Origin of the sequence: Clostridium sp. AF02-29 (assembly GCF_934835585.1) — a bacterium.
GTDB lineage: Bacteria > Bacillota > Clostridia > Lachnospirales > Lachnospiraceae > Otoolea > Otoolea fessa.
This window is the reverse complement of record NZ_CAKVZK010000018.1, coordinates 1-21820: the sequence shown is the minus strand read 5'-3', so window position 1 is coordinate 21820 and position 21820 is coordinate 1. Positions and strand designations below refer to the sequence as shown.

The window sequence follows — 21820 nt, the reverse complement described above, 5'->3', positions numbered from 1 at the left end:
GCATTAATTTTCCAGCATTTTTCTGAATCTATAGACTGGCAAATTTTTCGCTCCGTATTCTTCTCTACTTATTTATATAACGGATACTTCTCACACAGCTTCGTCACTTCCGCACGGATGTAATCTGCCTTGTTCTCGAAGTCGGTAGCTGCCAGCCAGATGCACTCTGCGATGACTTCCATGTCTTCTTCTTTGAGTCCACGGGTGGTAACAGCCGGAGTACCAATGCGGACACCGGAGGTAACGAACGGGCTTCTCGGGTCGTTCGGAACGGTGTTTTTGTTCAGGGTAATGTATACTTCATCGCAGCGGTTCTGCAGCTCTTTACCGGAAATATCCATGCCGCGCAGATCGACTAACATCAGGTGGTTATCGGTTCCGCCGGTCAGAATCTTGAATCCCTGCTTCTGAAGTGCGGCTGCCAGCGCTGCTGCATTCTTCTTTACCTGAAGCTGATACTCTTTAAATTCTGGTTTCAGCGCCTCGCCGAAGCAGACTGCCTTGCCAGCGATGATGTGCTCTAACGGACCGCCCTGGGTTCCCGGGAAAATCGCCTTGTTGAAGTTGAACTTCTCAGCTGCTTCCTTATTTGCCAGAATCAGACCGCCTCTCGGTCCGCGCAGTGTCTTATGAGTGGTTGTCGTAACAACATCTGCATACGGAATCGGGCTCTGGTGAAGACCGGCTGCTACCAGACCAGCGATATGAGCCATATCGACCATCAGGTATGCGCCTACTTTGTCTGCAATTTCACGGAAACGTTTGAAATCAATCTCTCTTGCATAGGCACTTGCACCTGCAATGATCAGCTTCGGTTTTGCTTCCAGTGCAATGCGCTCTACCTCTTCGTAATCAATCACGCCATTGTCATCGACACCATACGGCACAATGTTGAAATATAAACCGGAGAAATTGACAGGGCTTCCGTGTGTCAGATGTCCGCCGTGATCCAGGTTCATGCCCATAACAGTATCACCCGGTTTCAGCATTGCGATAAATACCGCCATGTTTGCCTGCGCGCCGGAATGCGGCTGTACGTTTGCATAATCACAGCCAAACAGTTTTTTCGCTCTCTCGATCGCGATGGACTCTACAACATCGACACACTGGCATCCGCCGTAGTAACGTTTTCCCGGATATCCCTCCGCATATTTGTTGGTTAATACCGATCCCATCGCCATCATAACCGGCTCCGATACAATATTCTCCGAAGCGATCAGCTCCAGGTTTCTTCTCTGACGGGCTGCCTCTGCTTCAATGGCTTCTCCCACTTCCGGGTCTGCCTCTGTAATGAACTTCATTACCTCATCTACCATGTCTGTTTCTCCTATTCTTTTTCTGTCATCCATACAAAATCATCAAGTGGATTTTTTGTCTCTCCGGATTTTTTATTTAAAAAAGCCTTTTTCAAGTCTCATTAAATACGCTCACTATTTCGCAATTTTTTGAATTTCTCTGCTCATTTACTTCGCCATCTGACAAAAGCAAACAAGCTCATTCTGTCACCAGACGCTTCTTATGCCAGCAGCGCTTCCGCCATCTGCTCCAGCGACGGAATATCGCTCTCCTTGAGCGCCCCGCGAACCGTAACGACCGGTTCAACCACCGTGATCTCCTTCATCGCATCCAGCATTCCCTTCATCGTGCGCGCTGCACTCGGCGCCCAGGAACCGTTTTCAATCAGGGCAACGGTGCGTTTCTGGTAATTCTTGCTCTGTAAGTGGTGCAGGAAATCTGCCATAACCGGCATCACACCCGCGTCATAGGACGGTGCTGCCAATACAATTTTTCCATACCGGAATGCATCTTCCAGCGCCTCCGCCATATCACCGCGCGCCAGATCCGCGATTGCCACCTTCGGGCATCCTTTTTTCTCAAGAATTTCCTTGCATTTCTTCGCCGCATCCTCGGTATTGCCATGCAGGGACGCATATGCGATAAATACCCCCTCAGACTCGACGCCGTAGCTGCTCCAAATCTGGTATTTTTCAAGCACATGACCGATCGTCTCTTTCAGAACCGGTCCATGCAGCGGGCAGATGAGCTGGATCTCAAGACCGGCTACTTTCTTAAGAAGTGTCTGCACCTGCATTCCATATTTTCCTACAATATTGAAATAATAGCGTCTCGCCTCGCAGTCCCAGTCCTCATCCACATCAAGCGCACCGAACTTGCCGAAACCGTCGGCGCTGAACAGCACCTTGTCGCAGGAATCATAGCTTACCATAACCTCCGGCCAGTGTACCATCGGTGCCATGACGAACGTCAGCTCATGGCGCCCCAGTTTCAGGGTATCGCCCTCCTTGACCGTCAGCGCACGGCTGGTATCAAGATCAAAGTACAGTTTCAGCATCGGAAATGTCTTCGCATTGCCTACCAGTGTGATTTCCGGGTACCGTTCTACGACTGCCTGGATACTTGATGCATGATCCGGCTCCATGTGGCTGATTACCAGATAATCCGGGGTTCTTCCAGCCAGTGCAGTTTCCAGATTTTCCAGAAATTCCGTCTGTTTGCGCTTGTCTACCGTATCCATGATCGCGATCTTTTCATCCATAATCACGTATGAGTTATATGAAATACCATTTGGCACCTGATACTGCCCCTCAAACAAGTCAATGTCATGGTCGTTTACACCGATGTAGCGAATATCTTCTGTGATCATTTCCTGCTTCCTCCTGTTCTTTTCGCGGCTGCTCCATCTCTTTACAGCTGCCTCTTTTTGTTCTCACAGGCATCCCGCATCCTGCTGTCAGCCTGCCTTATGATTTCATCCGTTACCTCTGACTCTGAATCAGTCTTTCTCCTCAATCGCCATAATCATATCCACGCGTCTCTGATGGCGTCCGCCCTCAAATTCTGCGTTGATCCATTCGTCAACAATCATCTTCGCAAGCTCACTTCCTACCACGCGGGCGCCGAAGCAAAGTACATTGGCATCGTTGTGGCGGCGGGACATCACCGCTGTGTACGGCTCGCTGCATACGCAGGCGCGCACGCCTTTTACCTTGTTAGCTGCCAGTGAAATACCAAGACCGGTACCGCAGATTGCGATACCCAAATCGGCTTCGCCGGAAACAACTGCACGACCTACCTTCTCTCCATAAACTGGATAATCACAGCTCTCGCTGCTGTCTGTACCCAGATTTAACACTTCGATTCCTTTTTCTTTCAGGAAATCCACAATAATGTTCTTCAGTTCTACCGCCGAATGGTCATTTCCAATCGCAATTTTCATCTCATCTTCTCCTCATCTGACTGACTTCCGGAACAAATGATATAGTCCGGTCATTATGGAATCATTTTAGTAAAGTTGCCGGGCAATGTCAAGACTGTGAAAATCTCAGAAATACATAAAAAGAGCGCAGAGGAAGCTCTTTCGCACTTCTCCGCGCCCTATTGTTTCTTCTATATAATAGTTATAAATCCGCCGTAAGACGTTTTCCGCTTACGCGCTATGAACAGCCGAAGCCGTCAGCTTGCCATCCGAAAGCCCGATCTCTATCGTATCGCCCGCACGGACGCCGTCCGCCAGAATCAGCTTCGCTGCCAGTGTCTCAACGTTCTTCTGCAGGTACCGTTTCAGCGGTCTTGCACCGTAAACCGGATCGTAGCCATTTTCAATGATGAAATCCTTTGCCTCGTCCGTCAGGGCAATCTTTAACTCCTTATCCGCCAGACGTTTGTTGACATCTGCAATCAGAAGCTCAATGATGCCTCCGATGTTGCCTTTCGTCAGCGGCTTAAAGAGAATAATCTCATCCAGACGGTTCAGGAACTCCGGACGGAAGTGCGCTCTCAAGTCATGCATAACGGAGCTTTCCGCCTCCGGCTTGATCTGTCCCTTTTCATCGATGCCATCCAGCAGATACTGGGAACCGATGTTGGAGGTCATAATCAGGATCGTATTCTTGAAATCGACAGTTTTGCCGGTCGAATCCGTGATACGTCCATCATCCAGAACCTGCAGCAGGACGTTAAATACATCCGGGTGCGCTTTCTCAACCTCATCGAAGAGGACAACGGAATACGGTTTGCGCCGTACTGCCTCGGTCAGCTGACCGCCCTCGTCATATCCGACATATCCTGGCGGCGCTCCGATCAGACGGGAAACGGAATGTTTCTCCATGTATTCACTCATATCGATACGAACCATGTTGTTCTCATCGTCAAACAATGCCTCCGCCAGCGCTTTTGCAAGCTCTGTCTTGCCGACACCGGTCGGACCTAGGAACAGGAACGAACCGATTGGTTTCGTCGGATCCTTGATGCCCGCTTTGGAACGGATAATCGCCTCCGTTACCTTGGTAACGCCCTCATCCTGTCCGATGACACGTTTATGCAGCAGTTCGTCCATATGCAGGGTCTTGCTGCGCTCGCTCTCGGTCAGTTTGGCAACCGGAATACCGGTCCACTTCGAAATAATCCGGGCAATCTCATCCTCGGTGACACTCTCATGTACCAGACTGAGATCCTGATTTTTCACTTTCTCTTCCTCTTCCTCCAACTGTTTCTGCAGTTCCGGCAGCTTGCCGTACTGGAGTTCAGCCGCTTTGTTGAGGTCATACGCCTGCTGCGCTGCCTGAATCTCGCCATTTACATGTTCAATCTCTTCACGCAGCTTGGACAGCTTATCAACGGAAGATTTTTCATTCTCCCACTGGGCTTTCTGGGTCGAAAAGCTGCTCTTGAGTTCTGCCAGTTCTTTCTGCAGTTCTGCCAGACGATCCTGACTTAAGTGGTCAGTCTCTTTCTTAAGCGCAGCCTCTTCAATCTGCAACTGCATGATACGTCTCGACAGTTCATCCAGCTCCGCCGGCATTGAATCCATCTCGGTCTTGATCATCGCGCACGCTTCATCGACCAGGTCGATCGCCTTATCCGGAAGGAAACGATCCGTGATATAACGATCCGAGAGGATTGCCGCCGATACAAGCGCAGAGTCGGTAATCTTGACTCCGTGGTAAACCTCATATCTCTCTTTCAGACCACGCAGAATGGAAATCGTATCTTCCACGGTCGGCTCATCAACGTGAACCGGCTGGAAACGACGTTCCAGAGCCGCGTCTTTTTCGATATATTTACGGTACTCATCCAGGGTCGTCGCACCGATACAGTGCAGTTCACCTCTCGCCAGCATCGGCTTCAGCATATTCCCGGCATCCATCGCGCCCTCGGATTTGCCCGCGCCGACGATCGTATGCAGCTCATCGATAAACAGAATAATCTGTCCCTCGCTCTTCTTGACCTCGTCAAGCACCGCTTTCAGTCTCTCTTCGAACTCGCCGCGGTACTTCGCGCCCGCCATCAGAGCTCCCATATCCAGGGCAAACAATTTCTTGTCCTTCAAGCCCTCCGGGACATCGCCGCGCACGATACGCTGTGCCAGTCCTTCGACAACGGCTGTCTTACCGACGCCAGGTTCACCAATCAGAACCGGGTTGTTTTTCGTCTTTCTGGAGAGAATCATAACCACGTTACGGATCTCACTGTCACGGCCGATGACCGGATCGAGCTTCTGATCTCTCGCACGTTCCACCAGATCGTAACCGTATTTATTTAAAGTGTCATACGTTGCCTCCGGATTATCGCTGACGACACGCTGGTTGCCGCGCACGGTCGAAAGCGCCTGCAAAAAGCTCTCTTTCGTAATGCCGTAGAGACGGAACAGTTCCTTGACCGCCTTATTCGGCTGTTTTAACATCGCCAGAAATAAGTGCTCGACGGAAACATACTCGTCCCCCATCGCCTTGGCTTCGTCCTCCGCGTTCACCAGCACCTTGTTGGCATCGTTGGAGAAATACACCTGACCGCCGGATACCTTCGGCAGCTTTCCAATCGCCTGCTGCACCTCATCACGGAACTGGTCGCCCGAGATTCCCATCTTTGTTATTAATTTAAAAATCAAGCTGTCTTCCACAGTCAAAAGACTGTACAGCAAATGTTCCTGATCAATCTGCTGGTTTCCATATTCATACGCCAGCTTTTCCGTATTTTGAACGGCTTCCAGAGACTTCTGGGTAAATTTACTGATATTCATAAACCTGCCTCCTTTCGAACAATCTGTGAAAACCTTTTGGTCTTCTTTTGTTCTAGCAGTAATATAACACTTGTTGTTAGCACTGTCAAGAGTAGAGTGCTAATTTTTTATGAAGAATTTGTGAAAACTTTTTTTTTAAAATTTTCATGTAAGCATATCTTTCTTGCCGATTTACCTGTTTTATGTTACATTTATTATCAACAACTCGATCTGTTTTTTAACTATAAACCCTGCATTTACATGAAAGTTGAATCTAACTTATGAATCATCCATCCAACGAAAATATCCCATCAAGAAGCTTTTCTTATCATGCCTTTAACTTTACCTTTTTGCTTCTTCTGGCAGTATTTTTCATTTCCTTATACACCGTTGCACTGCTGAAAAGCAACAGCCGCATCACCCTGAGCGCCGCCGTAGAACGGAATATTTCCTGTTCGGACGCGGTTCACCGGGCGATATCGAGCCGGCTGACGCGGGCAGATTTTGAACAGATCAATACAAAATCCGATATGAACTCCGCGCAGTATCGAAGCCTGCAGTCTTATTTAAATGAGCTTCGCAGCCTCAATTCGACGCGCGCTACTTATACACTGCCAAGCGTGGACCGGGCGGAAAACCCATCTACCTGATCGATGGCCTGGATCTGGAAGCACCTGATTTTGCTTATCCGGGCACCTACCTGGAAGAGGAAATGGTTCCGTATCTGGAAGCTGCCCTCTCCGGCAAAACGATCCACTCACAAAAGATCATTGATACCACATGGGGGCATATTTTTACCGCCTGCTATCCGGTCATTGCCTCCGACGGAACCAATGACATTCTCGGTGCCCTTTGTATCGAGATTGATATGGAAGACACTTACCGATCGATTGAGGCGATCAACCGTTCCTCCTTTGGAATCGCCGCTGCCGCGAGCATGATAGCACTTCTGCTAATTGTTATTTCCTATTTTTATACAAAGAAGCAGAAGTCCAGAGAACTCACCCAGCAGCTGCTTCTGGAACAGACCGCAAAAGCAGCAGAGGCAGCCAACAAGGCGAAATCGACCTTCCTGTTCAATATGTCACATGATATCCGGACACCGATGAATGCGATCCTCGGTTACGCAGAACTTGCCAGAAACCATCTGCAGGAACCGGAAAAAATCGGTGAATATATGGACAAGATCCATATTTCCGGTGAAAAGATGCTCTCTATCATCAACAATATTCTTCAGTTTTCACAGATTGAGAATAACCAGATACACATTGAAGAAACCTCCGTCCAGACTGAGAAAAGTTTTGATTCCTGTATCGTCATGGTTCAGACTGCCCTGGAAGAAAAACAGCAGCATTTTCATGTGAACAAGGACATTTCGTACCCATATATCTACATTGACATGACGTATATGTCCGAAATTATATTGAATATTTTGAGCAATGCGATCAAATATACCGCCAAGGGCGGGACGATCTCCTGTGCCCTCCGCCAGGAGCCTGGTGAAACGGACGGCTGGTGTATCACAGAAATCGCAATCACCGATACCGGCATCGGCATTTCCGAGGAATTCCAGTCGCATATTTTTGAATCATTTTCACGGGAGCGTTCTTCCACCGTCAGCGGCATTGAAGGCACCGGGCTTGGCATGGGAATCGTGAAAAATCTGGTGGATCTGATGCATGGAACGATCGAGGTAAAGAGCAAGCTCGGAGAAGGTTCAACGTTTACTGTCCGGATCCCATGCCGGATTTCCTCGCGGGAGGAAACAGAGCCTACCGCATTCGATGAAACAGCTGCCCAGACTCTATCCGGCTGCCGGATTCTTCTTGCGGAGGATAATGATCTGAACGCCGAAATTTCCATCGAACTTTTGACCCGCGAGGGGCTTTTGGTCGAACGGGCAAATGACGGGGTTGCCTGCCTGGAAATGCTGCAAAAAGCGCCGGAAGATTATTATGATTTGATTCTGATGGATATCCAGATGCCGATCATGGACGGCTACAAGGCAACGCGGGCGATCCGGCGGTTTTCGGATAAGAAGAAGGCTGGCATTCCGATCGTTGCGATGACAGCGAATGCATTTACAGAGGATAAAGAGCGGGCGCTGGAATCCGGAATGAATGATCATGTGGCGAAGCCGATTGATATGAAGGTGCTGATGAGTGTGCTGGAGGAGCAGATTTGTGGGCATAAAGGTTTATAAATGATGAAAAACGGCACACCGCATTCTCATCACTAAGTAACGAGAATGCGGTGTGCCGTTCTTCAAATCCTATTTTGTAAAATATTTCTCTTTAATGATCTCCACCGGCATCTGCTGTCCTGTCCAGAGTTCAAAGGATGCAGCTCCCTGATAGAGAAGCATGTACATACCGTTGCTGGTCTTGCAGCCTGCCGCTCTTGCTTCGCGCAGTAAACGGGTCTCCTGAGGATTGTAGATGACATCGAATACGAACAGGTCTTTGTGGAACATCGTTGTATCAGTAATGATCGTGTTGTCTGTCTTCGGAGCCATGCCGACGGAAGTACCATTTACCAGAATCGCGCTGTCTGCGATGGACTGGCGCAGGATCTCCGGATCGGAGTAGTCATGCAGGGTTACCTTGCACCCTGTGCGCTCGTTCAGTTTCTTTACAATCTCCTCGGCTCTCGGATAGAACGCGTCCTTGACGTTAAATACGTTAATTTCTGCCACGCCGTCTAAAGCTGCCTGTACAAGAATCGCGGTTGCGGCGCCGCCAGCGCCTAAAAGCGTCATTTTCTTGCCAATGATGTCTACACCATTTTCTGCAACTGCACGCATAAATCCGACGCCATCGGTCGTATAAGCAGTCAGAACACCGTCGTCGTTGACAATCGTATTGCAGGCGCCGGAAATCTCGGAAGCCGGTGAAACCTTGTCTGCCAGCTTGCACATGATATTTTTGCCCGGCATCGTGATATTCCAGCCGCGCGCGCCCATCGTCCGCAGTCCCTCAACCGCCTGCGGCATCTTCTCTTCCGGCACATCAAACGCCAGATATGTATAATCCAGACCCAACTGGCTGCACGCCTCGTTGTGCATCTCCGGCGAAACACTGTGTGCGACCGGGCTTCCCAGTAAACAAAGTAAAACTGTGTGTCCTGTGATATGATTCGACATCTTTTTTCCCCTTTCGTTTTCTCTGTCAGAACTTTCTGAGCAGTCACATTATTTAAACTTCTTCACCTGTGCAATGATCTCCTCGCAGATCTCATTCGCTGATTTTCCATCGGTCGCGATCACAATATCCGCTGCCGCTTCATACGCCGGTCTGCGCTTCTCCATCAGTTCGGAAACATATTCCACTGTCTTATTATTTTCCAGAAGCGGACGGTCATGGTTCTCTTTGACACGCTCCAGAATCGTCTCCGGCTTTGCAGTCAGAAGTATAACCTTGCCGCTCTTCTTCATCTCCTGGATATTGACCTCCCGCATCGCCACACCGCCGCCGCAGGATACAATCTTATTTTTCTCTTTCCCTACTTCCTTCAGCAGGTTTGTCTCCTCGTTGCGGAAATATGCCTCGCCGTGCAGATCGAAGATCTCGGAAATGCTCATGTTGTTCTTTTTCGCGATCATTTCATCCATTTCCACCACATCCATCGCAAAGGTATTCTGCAGTGCATTCGAAACGGTGCTCTTTCCGACTCCCATAAATCCGATCAGGAAAATATTGAACCCAAACAACTCATGGGACTGGATCCGTTTGCTCCGGTAGAGGATGCTGTCGTAAACTGCCATGATTGACTTTTTGTATTCATAATCATCCAGCTTCGCAAGCATCTTGCTCTTCTTGCGCTCTTCCTCCTCTGCCTGGTAAATCGGAAGTCCGTTTTTCTGTTTATAATTTGTAATCTCCTGGATAATCTGGCAGCGCATCCGCAGGGCATCGATCAGAATCTCGTCGCACATGTCCAAATCATTTCGCAGCTTCTTTAATTCATCCATCTGTCTCATCCTTCTTCACTTGTATTCATTCAAATCACTTTTGCACTTTACATTGAAAGTGTGTTTTATTATTATACCCGAATCAGGATATGAACGCAAGTGCTAATGCGGAATAGCAGGTATAACTGTAGGGGATATAGTTTAATTAGATTCCTAGCTTCTCCTTCATGTAATCCACCGGTGTTGATTTTCCTGTATACAGTTCAATCGCGATCAGCGCCTGGAACAGCATCATGCTCATGCCGTTGTATACGCGGGTGCAGCCAGCTTCTTTGGCCTGCTTCATCATCACGGTCTCACGCGGTGCATATACCGTATCAGTTACGATCAGATCCTTGCGGAAATAGGACGGATCCGGGATATTGGACAGATCCTCCAGCGGGTGCATACCAACGCCGGTTGCATCACAGAAAATGTCTGCTTCGTGCATTTTCTCTTTTAAGAGTGCCAGATCGCCCAGGTCATGCATCTCGGCCTTGCAGTTAGAGTTCTTGTTGATGATATCAACGATCTCCTCGCCGCGTGCATAGAATTTATCTTTGATATTGAAGATATGCAGCTCTGCAATGCCGTCCAATGCGCCGCGTACTGCGATAGCGGTTGCTGCACCGCCGGTACCGATGAGAACCATCTTCATTCCCTTGAAATCAATGCCTTCTTCCTTAATTCCCTGCCAGTAGCCCATACCGTCAGTGTTGTAACCCTTCAGGTATCCGGTTACATTGCCGTCTTTGTCACGGGTGTTGACTACAGTGTTGATCGCGCCGCACAGCTTTGCAGCCTCATCTACCTCATCCAGATATTTGTGAACGACGGTCTTGTTCGGCATGGAGATGTTGGAACCCAGCATCTTCAGCGCACGGATACTCTCAACCGCTGCTTCCAGGGTATCGTTGTCTACCTCGAACGCAAGCTGGATAACATCGTCGCCATTCTTGTCATAGGCAAGGTTGTGGGTGGTCGGAGACTGTGTATGACGGATCGGGTAAGCCATTAATCCTACTAATTCGGTATGTCCTGTAATGTTTGGCATGATAATTTCCTCTTTTCTTCTCTATTTTTTATAATCAAATAAAATGATATCATTCGTTCAGCGAACAGTCAGAATCTTTCAAATACGATATTCAATTTCTTACTCCAACGGTGCCAGCTCTAAAAATCCTCTCGCTTCCAGCACATTCAGAATCGCACGTCCTTCCATCGTTCCCTCCATGATACGGCGGGCGCGGACAGAGTCTCCGATCGGGTAAATGAAGGTATCTGTGTTGTCAAATGCCTCTTCAAGCTGTACCAGAATTGGATTGTTGGCGCGCATTCCCAGACAGTTGAAGCCGAGGTCAAAGTTCAGATCCTCGATCGTGCCATCTGGCAGCTTCACGGTAAATGCGTTTTCTTTGACTTCCTGCAGCGCAGTATTCACGTACTCTTTCACACCATATTTGTCGTGGGTCTCACGCATGGAACATTTCGTGATCGGATCTGCCAGCATACCAATCTGCGGGAGCATATCCACGATGGTACACTCCGCGCCGCGCGGTGCGAAATACTCCACAACATCCAGACCAACGGAGCCGCCGCCGACTACAACCACTTTTTTGCCCTTGCAGAAATCATCCGGGTATTCTCCGGCTTTTACTTTCTGAATCATCTCGAAAATGGTATCGACATGACCGGCTGCGATGTTTTCCTTGAGTCCCTTGATTGGCGGAACGACTGGAACAGAACCGGTTGCGTTGACAATGATATCCGGCTTGAACTGTTTGATCTTGTCCACGGTTGCCTCGCAGTTCAGGAAAACATACAGGTTTTTCAGTCTCTTCGCACGTGCTTCCAGATATTTCGGGAAGTCTTTCATACGGTTCTTGCTTGGCAGGTCGGAGATGAAGGTGGAAAGTCCGCCTAATTTACCACTCTTTTCTAATAAGAATACGTTGCATCCAACCTCGGCTGCCGTGCAGGCTGCTTCCAGACCGGCTGTACCGCCGCCGACTACAACTACGTTGCAGTTTTTATTGACTTTCAGCTTCTTGTAGATATCGCCCTCCGGAACAGCCGGGTTGACGGTACAGCGGATCGGGCGGTTGACGCCGATTCGGTTGCCCGCACAGCCGACGTTACAGGAGATACATTTACGGAGAATCTCTTCCTCACCGTTCTGCACCTTGCTGACCCAGTTCGGCTCTGCAATGAGTCCGCGTCCCATTCCGACAATATCGACATCGCCGCTCTCCAATACTTTCTCAACGACCTCCGGATCGCGGTAGTTGCCCGCATTGATAACCGGTTTACCAAATTTATCTTTCACGGCTCTTGCCATGTAGGAACGCCAGCCATCCGGCAGGAAGTTCGAGTCAATCTGATACTGTAAGGACGGGTTCAGACCGCAGGATACATCGTACATATCTACGTACTCATCCAGATATTCGAGGTATTCCAGTGTGTCTTCCAGCGTGTTGCCGCCCGGCACGCGCTCTTCCGCAGAGATACGGACGATGATCGGGAACCACGGACCTACATTTTTCCGCACCTCTTCCAGAACCATCTTCGGGAAACGGAGACGATTCTCGACAGAGCCGCCGAATTCATCGGTTCTTTTGTTGTAATACGGGGAAATAAACTGACTCATCAGATAAGAATGACCGCAGTGGATCTCAATCGCATCAAATCCGATCGCCTGTACACGTTTCGCCGCCTCACCGTATTTTTTTACGGTCGTCAGGATCTCTTCCTTTGTCATCGGACGTGGAATCTCGCCGCCTGCCTTGGTCGGGATATTGGAGGAAGACACCGTCTCCATACCGGTTCTGGCAGAGGATGCAGAAGCACCCGCATGGTTGACCTGAATCGCTACCATCGCGCCATTCTTGTGAAGATTCTCGACTAACTGATAGTAACGCGGCATAAAGCTGTCGTGATCGATGCGGATCTGGCTTGTGCCATTGGAACCAACCGGATATTCAATATTGGCATTCTCCAGAATAATCAGACCAGTTCCTCCCTTGGCACGCAGGGAATAATAATTCATATGGCGGTTGCTCATCTCACCGCTCGTCTCGCCATAGTTAGTACCCATCGGCGTCATGGCAACACGGTTTTTGATTGTCATGCGCTTAATGGTAATCGGTTCAAAAATTTTCGGGTATTTGCTCTTCATGATGAAATTCTCCTTCTCCATTGCATGAGAGGCATCCCTGTGTTTGTGACACTTTTATCATAACCGTTTTGCTTAAAAATTAACAATATCTTTCAGGTAAATTTTCAATACGTTTTTGCTATCGGTTTCCCGTTCCGCCTGCAGACCGTCCTGACGCGCCTGCTGTTTCATATATTCAATAAAGCGTTCCACCGCCGGAAGCCGGTAGCGTTCTTTCATCCAAAACATAAAGATCTGGTGATAAATGTCCAAATTTTCAATCGGGTGAATACAGACTCCCTGAGAAAGCTCCAGAATGTCCGTGCGCGGCATCAGTGCGATGCCAAAACTCTCCCGCACCAGCGCGACGATCGAATATTCGTCCGGGCACTCCACGACAATGTCCGGCTGGATGTTGTATTTCGCATAGAGCGCGCGGGTGCGCGTCCCCATCCAGGAGTCCTTATCGTATCCAATTACCGGATACCGGTTCAGCTCCGCAAATGGAATTCTCTCCCGCTGCGCCAGCGGATGATCCTTCGGTGTGATGATAACAAGCTTCTGGTTCGCCACCGGGAAAAATTCCATGTCATCCTTTTCCAGACAGCCGCCAAAGCCTACATCTAATTCACCCGTTTTTACCTTTTTTGCAATCGCCGGTGTGTGATTCTGCCAGAAATTAAACACAACCTTTTGATTTTCCGGCTGTTCTAAAAAGAGCTTGACCCGGTGCGGGATATAGTGGCCGGCCAGCGGAAACACGTAACCGATGTCGATCTTTCCCCCATCCATCGAAATCTCCCGCATTTTTCCGACCGCGATGTGGCAGTCTGTGAGAATCCGGTCCGCGTACTCCAAAAACATCCTCCCCGCCTTCGTCAGGGTCACCCCGCGTCCTTCTTTTTCAAAGAGCGTCACGCCCAGCTCATTTTCCAGTGATGCCATCGACCGGCTCAGGGATGGCTGTGATATATATAATTCTTCCGCCGCCTGATGATAATTTTCCAGATTCGCTATCTTCTGAAAATATAAAATCTGATTCAATGTCATTCCTAACGTCCCCCGTCTTTATGTATCTTCGTATTAACCCTTCGCAATATCAGCCGTAAATGCATCACACCAAACTTCCATAATCATATTTATAACACATTAATGCTTAAAATGCATTGTTTTTTTGCTATAAAAGTATTAGACTTCGGCTATAATAATTGTTAGAATAAAGGCATCAAACGTGTTATTTTTTTAACACTAAAACAGAACTTTTTATATCGGCATCTCCTTTGTGTTTGTGACAGAACATCAGCCATCATCCGCCCGGTTTCCGAAACGGCAGCCCGGCAGGCGGATCTTGAATTAAGGAGAAAATCATGAACAAGAAATATCTGCCAAGTGCACTTATCATGTACTTAAACTACTTTATCCATGGCGTCGGCTGTTCGATTCTCGGACAGGCAGTCATCAAGGAAGCGCTTGCCGCAGCCTGGGGCGTTGAGGCAATGGCGATCACCGCGATTTCCGCTGCTTTAGGACTCGGACGTCTGATTGCACTTCCATTTGCCGGACCACTTTCCGACAAACTGGGACGCCGCATCTCAACCGCGATCGGCAGCGCCTCCTACGCGGTTTACCTGATTGGACTTGCTTTCGCATTCAGCGCCGGACAAAACGGCGGCTATCAAATCGCTTATGTATGTGCAATCATCGGAGGTATCTCCAACTCGTTCCTTGATACCGGTATCTATCCGGCGGTTGCCGAGATTATCAGCAGTGCTCCGGGTGTCGCTACCATGGGAATCAAATTTTTCATTGCGATCGCGCAGATGCTTCTGCCGTTCGTACTCGGTGTTGCTGTGACAACCACCGCCACCGGCATGGTATCTTACAATCCGTTATTTATCGGATGCGGTATTATTTACGCTGTTTTATTTGTACTTATTTTCCTGTTCCCGCTGCCAGATTCTGAGCAGAAGGCAGAGGGCAAATCCGAGGGACTCATCGCCAGCTTAAAACACACAAATTTTTCGTTTGAGTCCATCGCCATGATCGTGATTGGTTTCACCTGCACCGGTACCTTCCAGTTATGGTTAAACTGCGCGCAGAACTTCGCAAAAGAAAATGCAGGCTGGGCGAACCCGTCCATCATGCAGACCTACTATTCCGCAGGTACCCTGATGGCGCTCGTTGTCACCTCCCTGCTGACCCGTAAAATCAAGGATGTACGTTTCATCCTCGTTTACCCGGTTATCTGCCTCGTTACTTTGGTTGCCGTACTCATCGGTCACAGCCAGACCCTTATGATTGCAGGCGCTTTCATCATCGGCTGGGCAGGCGCGGGCGGTCTGTTACAGATTGTAACCTCCGTCTGCAACATGCTGTTCCCGAAAATCAAGGGAACCGTAACCGCACTGGTTATGATTGCTTCTTCCTTATGTAATTACACAATTTTGACTGCCGCTTCCAAAATGGCACCATCCCATGTTATGATAATGAATATCGTACTGACTGCCATCGGCGTTCTCTTAGGACTCTTTGTCAATGCCCGCTACGCGAAAATGGTGTCTCTGGCAGAAAGCGACGAATAAATATTTATTGATAAAATGAAAGGATTCTCTGATTATGAATACTATCAAAGTTAGAAATATCGAAATCGGCTCCGGCACACCGAAGATCATCGTTCCGATCGTAGGCGTTACCAAACAGGAAATCATCGACGAGGCCAAAACGTTTGATTCTATTCCGGTTGATGTGGTAGAATGGCGTGTAGACTGGTTCGAAGGTGTCTTTGATTTTGAGAAGGTAGAAGACGTCTTAAAGGAACTGCGTGCCGTTCTCGGCGAGACTCCGATTCTGATGACCTTCCGTACCTCCAAAGAGGGCGGCGAGAAATCCATCGAGCCGGAAGATTACGCAAAGCTGAACATCAAGGCAGCTCAGACCGGCTATGTCGATTTCATTGACGTAGAGATCTTTACCGGCGACGCGATTGTAACCAAGATCATCGACGGCGCACATGCGGCTGGCGTGAAAGTCATCGCTTCCAACCATGACTTCCACAAAACGCCGGAGAAATCCGACATCATCTACCGCCTGCGTAAGATGCAGGATATGAATGCAGATATCCCGAAGATCGCAGTTATGCCGCAGAACAAGAAAGATGTTTTAACACTTCTCTCTGCCACTGAGGAAATGACTTCCCTCTATGCGGACCGTCCAATCATTACCATGTCGATGGCTGGCACCGGCGTTATCAGCCGTCTCTGCGGCGAGGTATTTGGTTCTTCCATGACCTTCGGCGCTGCCAGGAAGGCATCCGCACCGGGTCAGATGGGCGTAAAGGAGCTGGAGACTATACTGGGACTGCTTCACAGTGCGATGTAATATCTGGCTTATCCAGTTATTCGGTTACTGTTCACGCTAACGTGCCCAGTAACTGAATTTGCCGTGGCTTCGCATTTAAATACGGCAAATTCCAGCTGCCACCACGCTATCTTACGGCACTTTCGGTTCCAAAAGTGCCTATATTATACTTTTAGCCACCTATTTTTTTACTCCCGGAAATCCCTGTACCTGCGGGTACGGAGGGATTCTCCGCGAGACACTCAAGACCTGCTACCTCCATCGCAGGTCTATTATTGTTATCAAGCGGCACATCCGTTTTCAAACGTGCCTGCATAAACAGCAACCTATTATCCGTATTTACAAGGGGATTATTCATGAAAAAAACACTTCACTGGCTGGATGAAAACCTGGAAGAATTTCTGCTGGTTGTCATGCTGGCTGCGATGACACTCATTATGGGAATCCAGATATTTTCCCGCTACGCGCTTGGGCAGTCGCTGTCCTTGTCCGAGGAGGTTACCCGTTTTCTCTTTATCTGGAGCGGTTTTTTAAGCGTCAGCTATTGCAGCAAAAAGTGCCTGTCTATCAAGATCGAACAGTTCGTCGCTGCCTTTCCACGCAGAGGTAAAGCTCTTTTTAAGGTTGTCAACCACACCTTTGAGCTGATTTTTTTCCTCTATATGATCCCATTTGCATACTCTTACATGATGTCCGCCATTCACAGCGGACAGTTATCCCCCGCCTGCGGGATTCCGATGTACTATATTCAGGCAGCGCCGTTTGTTTCCTTTCTTCTGGTAACATTCCGCATTCTGCAGCGCTGGATCATCGAATTTAAGGTTGCCCGCGGCGAAGATGTCTACGATCCGGCCCACCCGGAGCGCAATACACCGGAATCCTTTATCCATGCAAATGCAGATATGCCGGACAAGGAATCCAATGAAATCGAATCTCTCATCGAGGCAAATACACCATCTGGAAAGGAGGAACACTGATGCCTGCTGCTCTCTTATTTGTTATCTTTGTCGTGCTGCTTGTCATCGCGATCCCGGTATCGATCACGCTCGGTATCGCCTCGGTTCTCCCTTCCGTTTTTGACCCGTCCTTCACGGTCGGCGCTAAGTATCTGATCCGCGCCATGTTCGGCGGACTGGATTCTTTTCCCCTGCTCGCCGTGCCGATGTTCGTCTTATCCGGCATCATCATGGCAAAGGGCGGTATTTCCAAGAAGCTGTTTGACATATTCGCCTTCTTTCTTGGCAATTTTACCGCCGGTATGCCATGCGCGGTCATCGTAACCTGCCTCTTCTACGGCGCTATCTCCGGCTCTGCCCCGGCAACCGTCGCAGCCGTCGGAAGCATGACGATCCCGATTTTAAGCGCCCTCGGCTATGACCGGACTTTCTCTACCGCGATCGTGGCAGTCGCAGGCGGTCTGGGCGTTATCATTCCGCCGAGTATCCCGTTTATCATGTACGGCATGGCATCCGGTGCCTCTGTCAGCAGCCTGTTCTTAGCCGGCGTCATTCCGGGTCTGATGATTGGTCTGCTCCTGATGCTGTATGCCATCTATCACTGCCGGCGTTACGGCGAAGATAGAGAAAAAATCCACGCTGAAATCCATCTGCTGCACGAAAAAGGGCTGTTCCGGGTGCTGCGCGAAAGCTTTTTCGCTCTCTTAAGCCCGGTCATCATCCTTGGCTGTATCTACAGCGGCATCGCCTCCCCCACGGAAGCAGCGGTTATCTCCGTTTTCTATGCCCTGTTTGTCAGCCTGTTCCTCTACCGGACCATGAAATTCCGGGATATCCCGCCGATTTTTGTGGAAGCGATCCGCACATTCACACCGATCCTCTTTATTCTGGCAGCTTCCACGGCATTTTCCAGAGTCCTGACCCTGATGCAGGTGCCGCAGGCGGTCAGCAGCTTTATCCTGGAGCATTTCAACAGCCCGGTCATGATCCTGCTTGTCATCAACCTGTTCCTGCTTATCGTGGGAATGGTCATGGATACAACCCCGGCGATCCTGATTCTGACCCCGATCCTGCTCCCGATCGTGACAGCGATCAACATGGATCCGGTCCAGTTCGGTGTGATCATGGTTGTCAATCTGGCAATCGGCTTCGTAACCCCGCCGATCGGCGTCAACCTCTTTGTCGCCAGCTCCCTGACCGACGTCCCGATCATGGCGATCGCCAAAAAAGCGATGCCGATGATTGGATTGTTCCTGGTGGCGCTGCTGCTGATTACGTTTATACCGGCTTTGTCGCTGGGATTGTTATAATGCTGAATGGACGCTTGGAAATGTTGAAGTTCCGAAAGATTTCATATAACGACTTGCTTCACGCTTTCAGGCTGTGAATGGAATATTTCACATATGAAATGGATGTTTTTAAATTTGAAAGGATCTCCCATTATGATTTATATTTCAAACCTAGTGTCCCGCCGATGCCGGACTTCTTCCCGATTCGCTGCGGCGCTCATTTCTTCCTCGGTTCTTTTATTCGGCGCCTCGCTCGCGCTGAGCGGCTGCGACTCCAGCCAGGAAGAACAGCGCTATTCCTGGCCACTGGCGACCGCCAGCCCGGAGGACACGGTAACGCAGCTGTTTGCCGAAAAATTTGCGGAGGAAGTACATGACTTAAGCAACGGCGCAATGCGGATTCAGGTTTACGCCAACTCCACACTCGGCGGTGACCGCGACCTGCTCGAAACGTGCGCGGACGGCGATATCCCATTTGTCGTGCAGAACACCGCCCCTCAGGTTTCTTTCATGAAGGATCTCGCCGTTTTTGACCTTCCATGCGTCTTTGATTCGCTGGATGACTGCCGCAAAAAGCTGGATGATCCGGATTTTTACAATCTCATCAGCCAGGTGTACACCGACGGCGGTTACCACCTGCTCGGCATGGCAGATCAAGGTTTCCGCATCATGAGCACAAATAAACCGGTTTACTCCCTGGCGGATTTCAAAGGGCAGAAAATCCGTACCATGGAAAACAGCTATCATCTCGCATTCTGGAAAGCAATCGGCGCCAATCCGACGCCGATGACCTTCAGCGAGGTGTATATCGGTCTCCAGCAGCACACGATCGACGCGCAGGAGAACCCGTATGAGGTCATCGTCTCCAACCGTCTCTACGAACAGCAGGATTATGTGGTCGAGACGAACCACCTGCCGCATCTGATCTCCCTGATTGTCAATGACGATTTCTTCCAGAACCTGACTCCAGAAGAACAGAAAATCATGACGCAGGCAGCCAAAACCGCGACCGAGTATGCCAGAGAACAGTCCGACGCGCGCATCTTTGACCGTATCGCTACGATCGAAGCGAGCGGCACCGCGATTTTAACTCTCTCGGATGAAACGCGCGATGCCATCCGGGAGGCGGCTGGAAGCGTATATGAGAGTATCCGCGAGAATATTGATCCGGAAATTTATGACGCATATATGGAGCCATAACCTCATCTTCTTTTACCGTCTGTAAAAAAGTTCATACAAAATTCAAAAGCGGATATACCGACCATCTGGTCAGTACATCCGCCTTTTCTCATGTTTCAATCATTCCGCGAAACTTTTTATCTTCCTTGCGGACAGCATCCCGTTTCGCTTCATCCTGGCACTGCGCTTCAATTATTTAGCTTCTTCTGCGTCAGCCTCTTCATCGGTCTCCGGTACATTGTTGTGAACCGCTGTGACGGTAGCAACTACTGCCTCCAGATCGGTCAGAATATCAATGTCTTTATCTTTTGCGATCGAAAGGTCTTTGACACGAATCGTATCACCAATCTCCATCTCACCAACATCAACTTTGACTTTCTCAACCAGTGCAGCCGGTAATGCGCGGTACGATACTTCTTTCAGTACCTCCTGCAGAACGCCAGCTTCTACCTTGTCGTGGTTCTCGAAGATAATCTCAGCAACGGAATGAACCTTCTCATTGCTTACCAGCGCCTGGAAATCTATCTCTACAACCTGATTTGCCATTGCATCATAGTCAACTTCCTTGATCAGGACATCGTAGACTTCGCCTTCTACATCCAGCATAATCTGTCCGCCCTTGGTCTCGGTCTTCAGCAGACGATCCACGTCTTTCTTTTCCATCTTAACAGGAATGGAGCCCTGAATCTTCTTGCCAAATACGTTGCCTGTTACATAGCCTTCTCTTCTGAGTCTCTTTGCCTTAACATCCATGCTTCTTTTTTCAGCTTTTAAAGTAGTCATTTGTCTTTTCCTCCAAAAATCTGATCTGCGTCTTCCGCACACCCTGTGTGGAAAACACATTGTGCTTAGCAGCCCTCAGCCATGGGGTTTTGTTAAGTATCTATCTCCTTGTTACGGCTCATATTATAGCAGGGTTCTCTGAAAACGATTCACTAAAAATAAAAATATTTCGGCTTTATTTTCAGCATTTTTAAGGTTGAAATTTAGAATTTGTATATTTTTCTTTCTGTCTTTTTTATACAAGAAGTATCTCCCTAAATCCGCCACCCGTTTTCAGGGCACACACACTTTTAAATCCACACGCCACCGCCAGCTCCTGCGCCTGCTTAAACCCATATCCGATCGTGTCGGTACTGTGGCTGTCGGAGTTGATGAGGATACGTCCGCCGCAGGCACACAGCTCTTTTAACAGAGCTGCGGACGGGTACGGCGCACTCCGGTAGCCGCGGGACATGGCGCCTGTGTTGATCTCAAACGGAATCCCCAGAGCCGCCAGTTTGTGCATCGCCGTGATCGCCGGTTCCAGATAGGCGTCTTTCGTCTCGTCAAAATGTTTATATCCCTCGTTAAATTTTGTCAACAGGTCAAAATGTCCGATGAAATCGCATTTTGTCCGGTCATAAATCTGCGCCTCTGCCTCGAAATACTCCCGTGCAAAGGCGTACCAGTCACCATGCCACAGCGTCTCGACTGCTTTTACCAGTTTCTCTTCCGTATCATCCACACAAACATATTCGCCATCCTTGATGAGCGCATGGGTCGAGCCGATCGCGTACTCTGCTTTCTGCACCGGTCCCAGTCCATCCAGCTCGATCCCGATATAGAGATTCATCTTTCCCCGGTATTCCTCCCGGAGTTCTTGAAGTTCTTCGGTATACTGGCGAAGCTTCTCGTCGTCCATCCCGAATCCCGGCTCAAACATCGAAAAATCGGCATGTCCTGAAACACCAAAATCGGTCATTCCCATCCGGTATGCCGCCTCCACCATCTCCCGCGGTGTACTCTTTCCGTCGCAGAACGTGGTGTGGGTGTGAAAATCTGTATGAAGCATCGGTAATCTCCTTTCTTATTTCACTCTGTTAGGCGTTTGCGAAACGCCACAAGCCGCATAAATACGGCATTTTTTGTTACCTA

18 protein-coding genes are annotated in these 21820 nt (G+C 49.2%); 7 read left to right on the top strand and 11 right to left on the bottom strand.

Translation table 11 applies throughout. From position 1 onward, the window contains the following. Positions 1-68: 68 nt before the first annotated feature. The 4 genes from glyA to clpB all read right to left on the bottom strand — a co-directional run bounded on the left by glyA (position 69) and on the right by clpB (position 6040). Positions 69-1316, bottom strand: a complete 1248-nt coding sequence (gene glyA / locus PUQ60_RS06195; RefSeq protein WP_022358816.1) for a serine hydroxymethyltransferase — start codon at positions 1314-1316, stop codon at positions 69-71. A 200-nt stretch (positions 1317-1516) separates the two neighbouring features. Further along, positions 1517-2665 (bottom strand): FprA family A-type flavoprotein, encoded by a 1149-nt coding sequence (locus PUQ60_RS06190; protein WP_022358817.1) that lies wholly within the window; start codon positions 2663-2665, stop codon positions 1517-1519. 129 nt (positions 2666-2794) lie between these two features. Next, on the bottom strand, positions 2795-3238 hold the full coding sequence (rpiB, locus tag PUQ60_RS06185; RefSeq protein WP_022358818.1) for a ribose 5-phosphate isomerase B: 444 nt from the start codon (positions 3236-3238) through the stop codon (positions 2795-2797). A 210-nt stretch (positions 3239-3448) separates the two neighbouring features. Beyond that, on the bottom strand, positions 3449-6040 hold the full coding sequence (gene clpB, locus PUQ60_RS06180) for an ATP-dependent chaperone ClpB (protein WP_273400955.1): 2592 nt from the start codon (positions 6038-6040) through the stop codon (positions 3449-3451). Between the two features lie 260 nt (positions 6041-6300). On the opposite strand from clpB, the gene PUQ60_RS06175 reads away from it, so the two are divergent. Both PUQ60_RS06175 and PUQ60_RS06170 read left to right on the top strand, forming a co-directional pair. After that, positions 6301-6669, top strand: a complete 369-nt coding sequence (locus PUQ60_RS06175) for a hypothetical protein (RefSeq protein ID WP_273379710.1) — start codon at positions 6301-6303, stop codon at positions 6667-6669. A gap of 62 nt (positions 6670-6731) precedes the next feature. Continuing rightward, a complete protein-coding gene (locus PUQ60_RS06170) occupies positions 6732-8222 on the top strand; it encodes an ATP-binding protein (protein WP_273379712.1) in 1491 nt (496 codons plus the stop codon). A gap of 69 nt (positions 8223-8291) precedes the next feature. Here the strand turns inward: PUQ60_RS06170 and aroE are convergent, their stop codons facing one another. The 5 genes from aroE to PUQ60_RS06145 form a co-directional block, all read right to left on the bottom strand. Further along, positions 8292-9161 carry a shikimate dehydrogenase gene (gene aroE, locus PUQ60_RS06165; protein WP_273379714.1) on the bottom strand — a complete coding sequence of 290 codons (870 nt, stop codon included), beginning with the start codon at positions 9159-9161 and terminating at the stop codon, positions 8292-8294. A gap of 48 nt (positions 9162-9209) precedes the next feature. Next, positions 9210-9989 carry a shikimate kinase gene (locus PUQ60_RS06160; protein ID WP_273379715.1) on the bottom strand — a complete coding sequence of 260 codons (780 nt, stop codon included), beginning with the start codon at positions 9987-9989 and terminating at the stop codon, positions 9210-9212. 145 nt (positions 9990-10134) lie between these two features. Beyond that, positions 10135-11022, bottom strand: a complete 888-nt coding sequence (locus PUQ60_RS06155; RefSeq protein ID WP_022358823.1) for a shikimate dehydrogenase — start codon at positions 11020-11022, stop codon at positions 10135-10137. Positions 11023-11121: 99 nt separating this feature from the next. Further along, entirely contained in the window at positions 11122-13143 is a 2022-nt protein-coding gene (locus tag PUQ60_RS06150; protein WP_273400957.1) for an FAD-dependent oxidoreductase, read from the bottom strand. Positions 13144-13215: 72 nt separating this feature from the next. Then, entirely contained in the window at positions 13216-14172 is a 957-nt protein-coding gene (locus PUQ60_RS06145) for a LysR family transcriptional regulator (RefSeq protein WP_273381130.1), read from the bottom strand. A gap of 317 nt (positions 14173-14489) precedes the next feature. On the opposite strand from PUQ60_RS06145, the gene PUQ60_RS06140 reads away from it, so the two are divergent. From PUQ60_RS06140 to PUQ60_RS06120, 5 genes are all read left to right on the top strand, one after another. Further along, a complete protein-coding gene (locus PUQ60_RS06140) occupies positions 14490-15704 on the top strand; it encodes an MFS transporter (RefSeq protein WP_107001849.1) in 1215 nt (404 codons plus the stop codon). Positions 15705-15735: 31 nt separating this feature from the next. Continuing rightward, positions 15736-16500, top strand: a complete 765-nt coding sequence (gene aroD / locus PUQ60_RS06135) for a type I 3-dehydroquinate dehydratase (RefSeq protein WP_337955598.1) — start codon at positions 15736-15738, stop codon at positions 16498-16500. Between the two features lie 335 nt (positions 16501-16835). After that, positions 16836-17456, top strand: coding sequence for a TRAP transporter small permease (locus PUQ60_RS06130; protein WP_273381126.1), 621 nt, complete (start codon positions 16836-16838; stop codon positions 17454-17456). Continuing rightward, the gene (locus PUQ60_RS06125) at positions 17456-18745 is read left to right on the top strand and encodes a TRAP transporter large permease (protein ID WP_273381124.1); all 1290 of its coding nucleotides are present in this window, start codon (positions 17456-17458) and stop codon (positions 18743-18745) included. The genes PUQ60_RS06130 and PUQ60_RS06125 overlap by 1 nt, the downstream gene beginning before the upstream one ends. A gap of 132 nt (positions 18746-18877) precedes the next feature. After that, a complete protein-coding gene (locus tag PUQ60_RS06120) occupies positions 18878-19924 on the top strand; it encodes a TRAP transporter substrate-binding protein (protein WP_022358831.1) in 1047 nt (348 codons plus the stop codon). A 171-nt stretch (positions 19925-20095) separates the two neighbouring features. On the opposite strand, the gene PUQ60_RS06115 is transcribed toward PUQ60_RS06120, so the two are convergent. Both PUQ60_RS06115 and PUQ60_RS06110 read right to left on the bottom strand, forming a co-directional pair. Beyond that, positions 20096-20686 (bottom strand): 50S ribosomal protein L25, encoded by a 591-nt coding sequence (locus tag PUQ60_RS06115; protein WP_022358832.1) that lies wholly within the window; start codon positions 20684-20686, stop codon positions 20096-20098. Between the two features lie 235 nt (positions 20687-20921). Next, complete coding sequence (locus PUQ60_RS06110) at positions 20922-21737, bottom strand: histidinol-phosphatase (RefSeq protein WP_273381122.1); 816 nt, start codon at positions 21735-21737, stop codon at positions 20922-20924. Between the last annotated feature and the right edge of the window lie 83 nt (positions 21738-21820).

Excerpts from the sequence above, each read along its gene's own strand:
- PUQ60_RS06140 (WP_107001849.1), top strand. The coding sequence starts at position 14,490 with ATGAACAAGAAATATCTGCCAAGTGCACTTATCATGTACTTAAACTAC.
- rpiB (WP_022358818.1), bottom strand. The coding sequence starts at position 3,238 with ATGAAAATTGCGATTGGAAATGACCATTCGGCGGTAGAACTGAAGAAC.
- PUQ60_RS06115 (WP_022358832.1), bottom strand. The coding sequence starts at position 20,686 with ATGACTACTTTAAAAGCTGAAAAAAGAAGCATGGATGTTAAGGCAAAG.
- PUQ60_RS06130 (WP_273381126.1), top strand. The coding sequence starts at position 16,836 with ATGAAAAAAACACTTCACTGGCTGGATGAAAACCTGGAAGAATTTCTG.
- PUQ60_RS06120 (WP_022358831.1), top strand. The coding sequence starts at position 18,878 with ATGATTTATATTTCAAACCTAGTGTCCCGCCGATGCCGGACTTCTTCC.
- PUQ60_RS06150 (WP_273400957.1), bottom strand. The coding sequence starts at position 13,143 with ATGAAGAGCAAATACCCGAAAATTTTTGAACCGATTACCATTAAGCGC.
- clpB (WP_273400955.1), bottom strand. The coding sequence starts at position 6,040 with ATGAATATCAGTAAATTTACCCAGAAGTCTCTGGAAGCCGTTCAAAAT.
- aroE (WP_273379714.1), bottom strand. The coding sequence starts at position 9,161 with ATGTCGAATCATATCACAGGACACACAGTTTTACTTTGTTTACTGGGA.
- PUQ60_RS06145 (WP_273381130.1), bottom strand. The coding sequence starts at position 14,172 with ATGACATTGAATCAGATTTTATATTTTCAGAAGATAGCGAATCTGGAA.
- PUQ60_RS06155 (WP_022358823.1), bottom strand. The coding sequence starts at position 11,022 with ATGCCAAACATTACAGGACATACCGAATTAGTAGGATTAATGGCTTAC.
- glyA (WP_022358816.1), bottom strand. The coding sequence starts at position 1,316 with ATGGTAGATGAGGTAATGAAGTTCATTACAGAGGCAGACCCGGAAGTG.
- PUQ60_RS06160 (WP_273379715.1), bottom strand. The coding sequence starts at position 9,989 with ATGGATGAATTAAAGAAGCTGCGAAATGATTTGGACATGTGCGACGAG.
- PUQ60_RS06110 (WP_273381122.1), bottom strand. The coding sequence starts at position 21,737 with ATGCTTCATACAGATTTTCACACCCACACCACGTTCTGCGACGGAAAG.
- PUQ60_RS06170 (WP_273379712.1), top strand. The coding sequence starts at position 6,732 with ATGGTTCCGTATCTGGAAGCTGCCCTCTCCGGCAAAACGATCCACTCA.
- PUQ60_RS06175 (WP_273379710.1), top strand. The coding sequence starts at position 6,301 with ATGAATCATCCATCCAACGAAAATATCCCATCAAGAAGCTTTTCTTAT.
- PUQ60_RS06125 (WP_273381124.1), top strand. The coding sequence starts at position 17,456 with ATGCCTGCTGCTCTCTTATTTGTTATCTTTGTCGTGCTGCTTGTCATC.
- PUQ60_RS06190 (WP_022358817.1), bottom strand. The coding sequence starts at position 2,665 with ATGATCACAGAAGATATTCGCTACATCGGTGTAAACGACCATGACATT.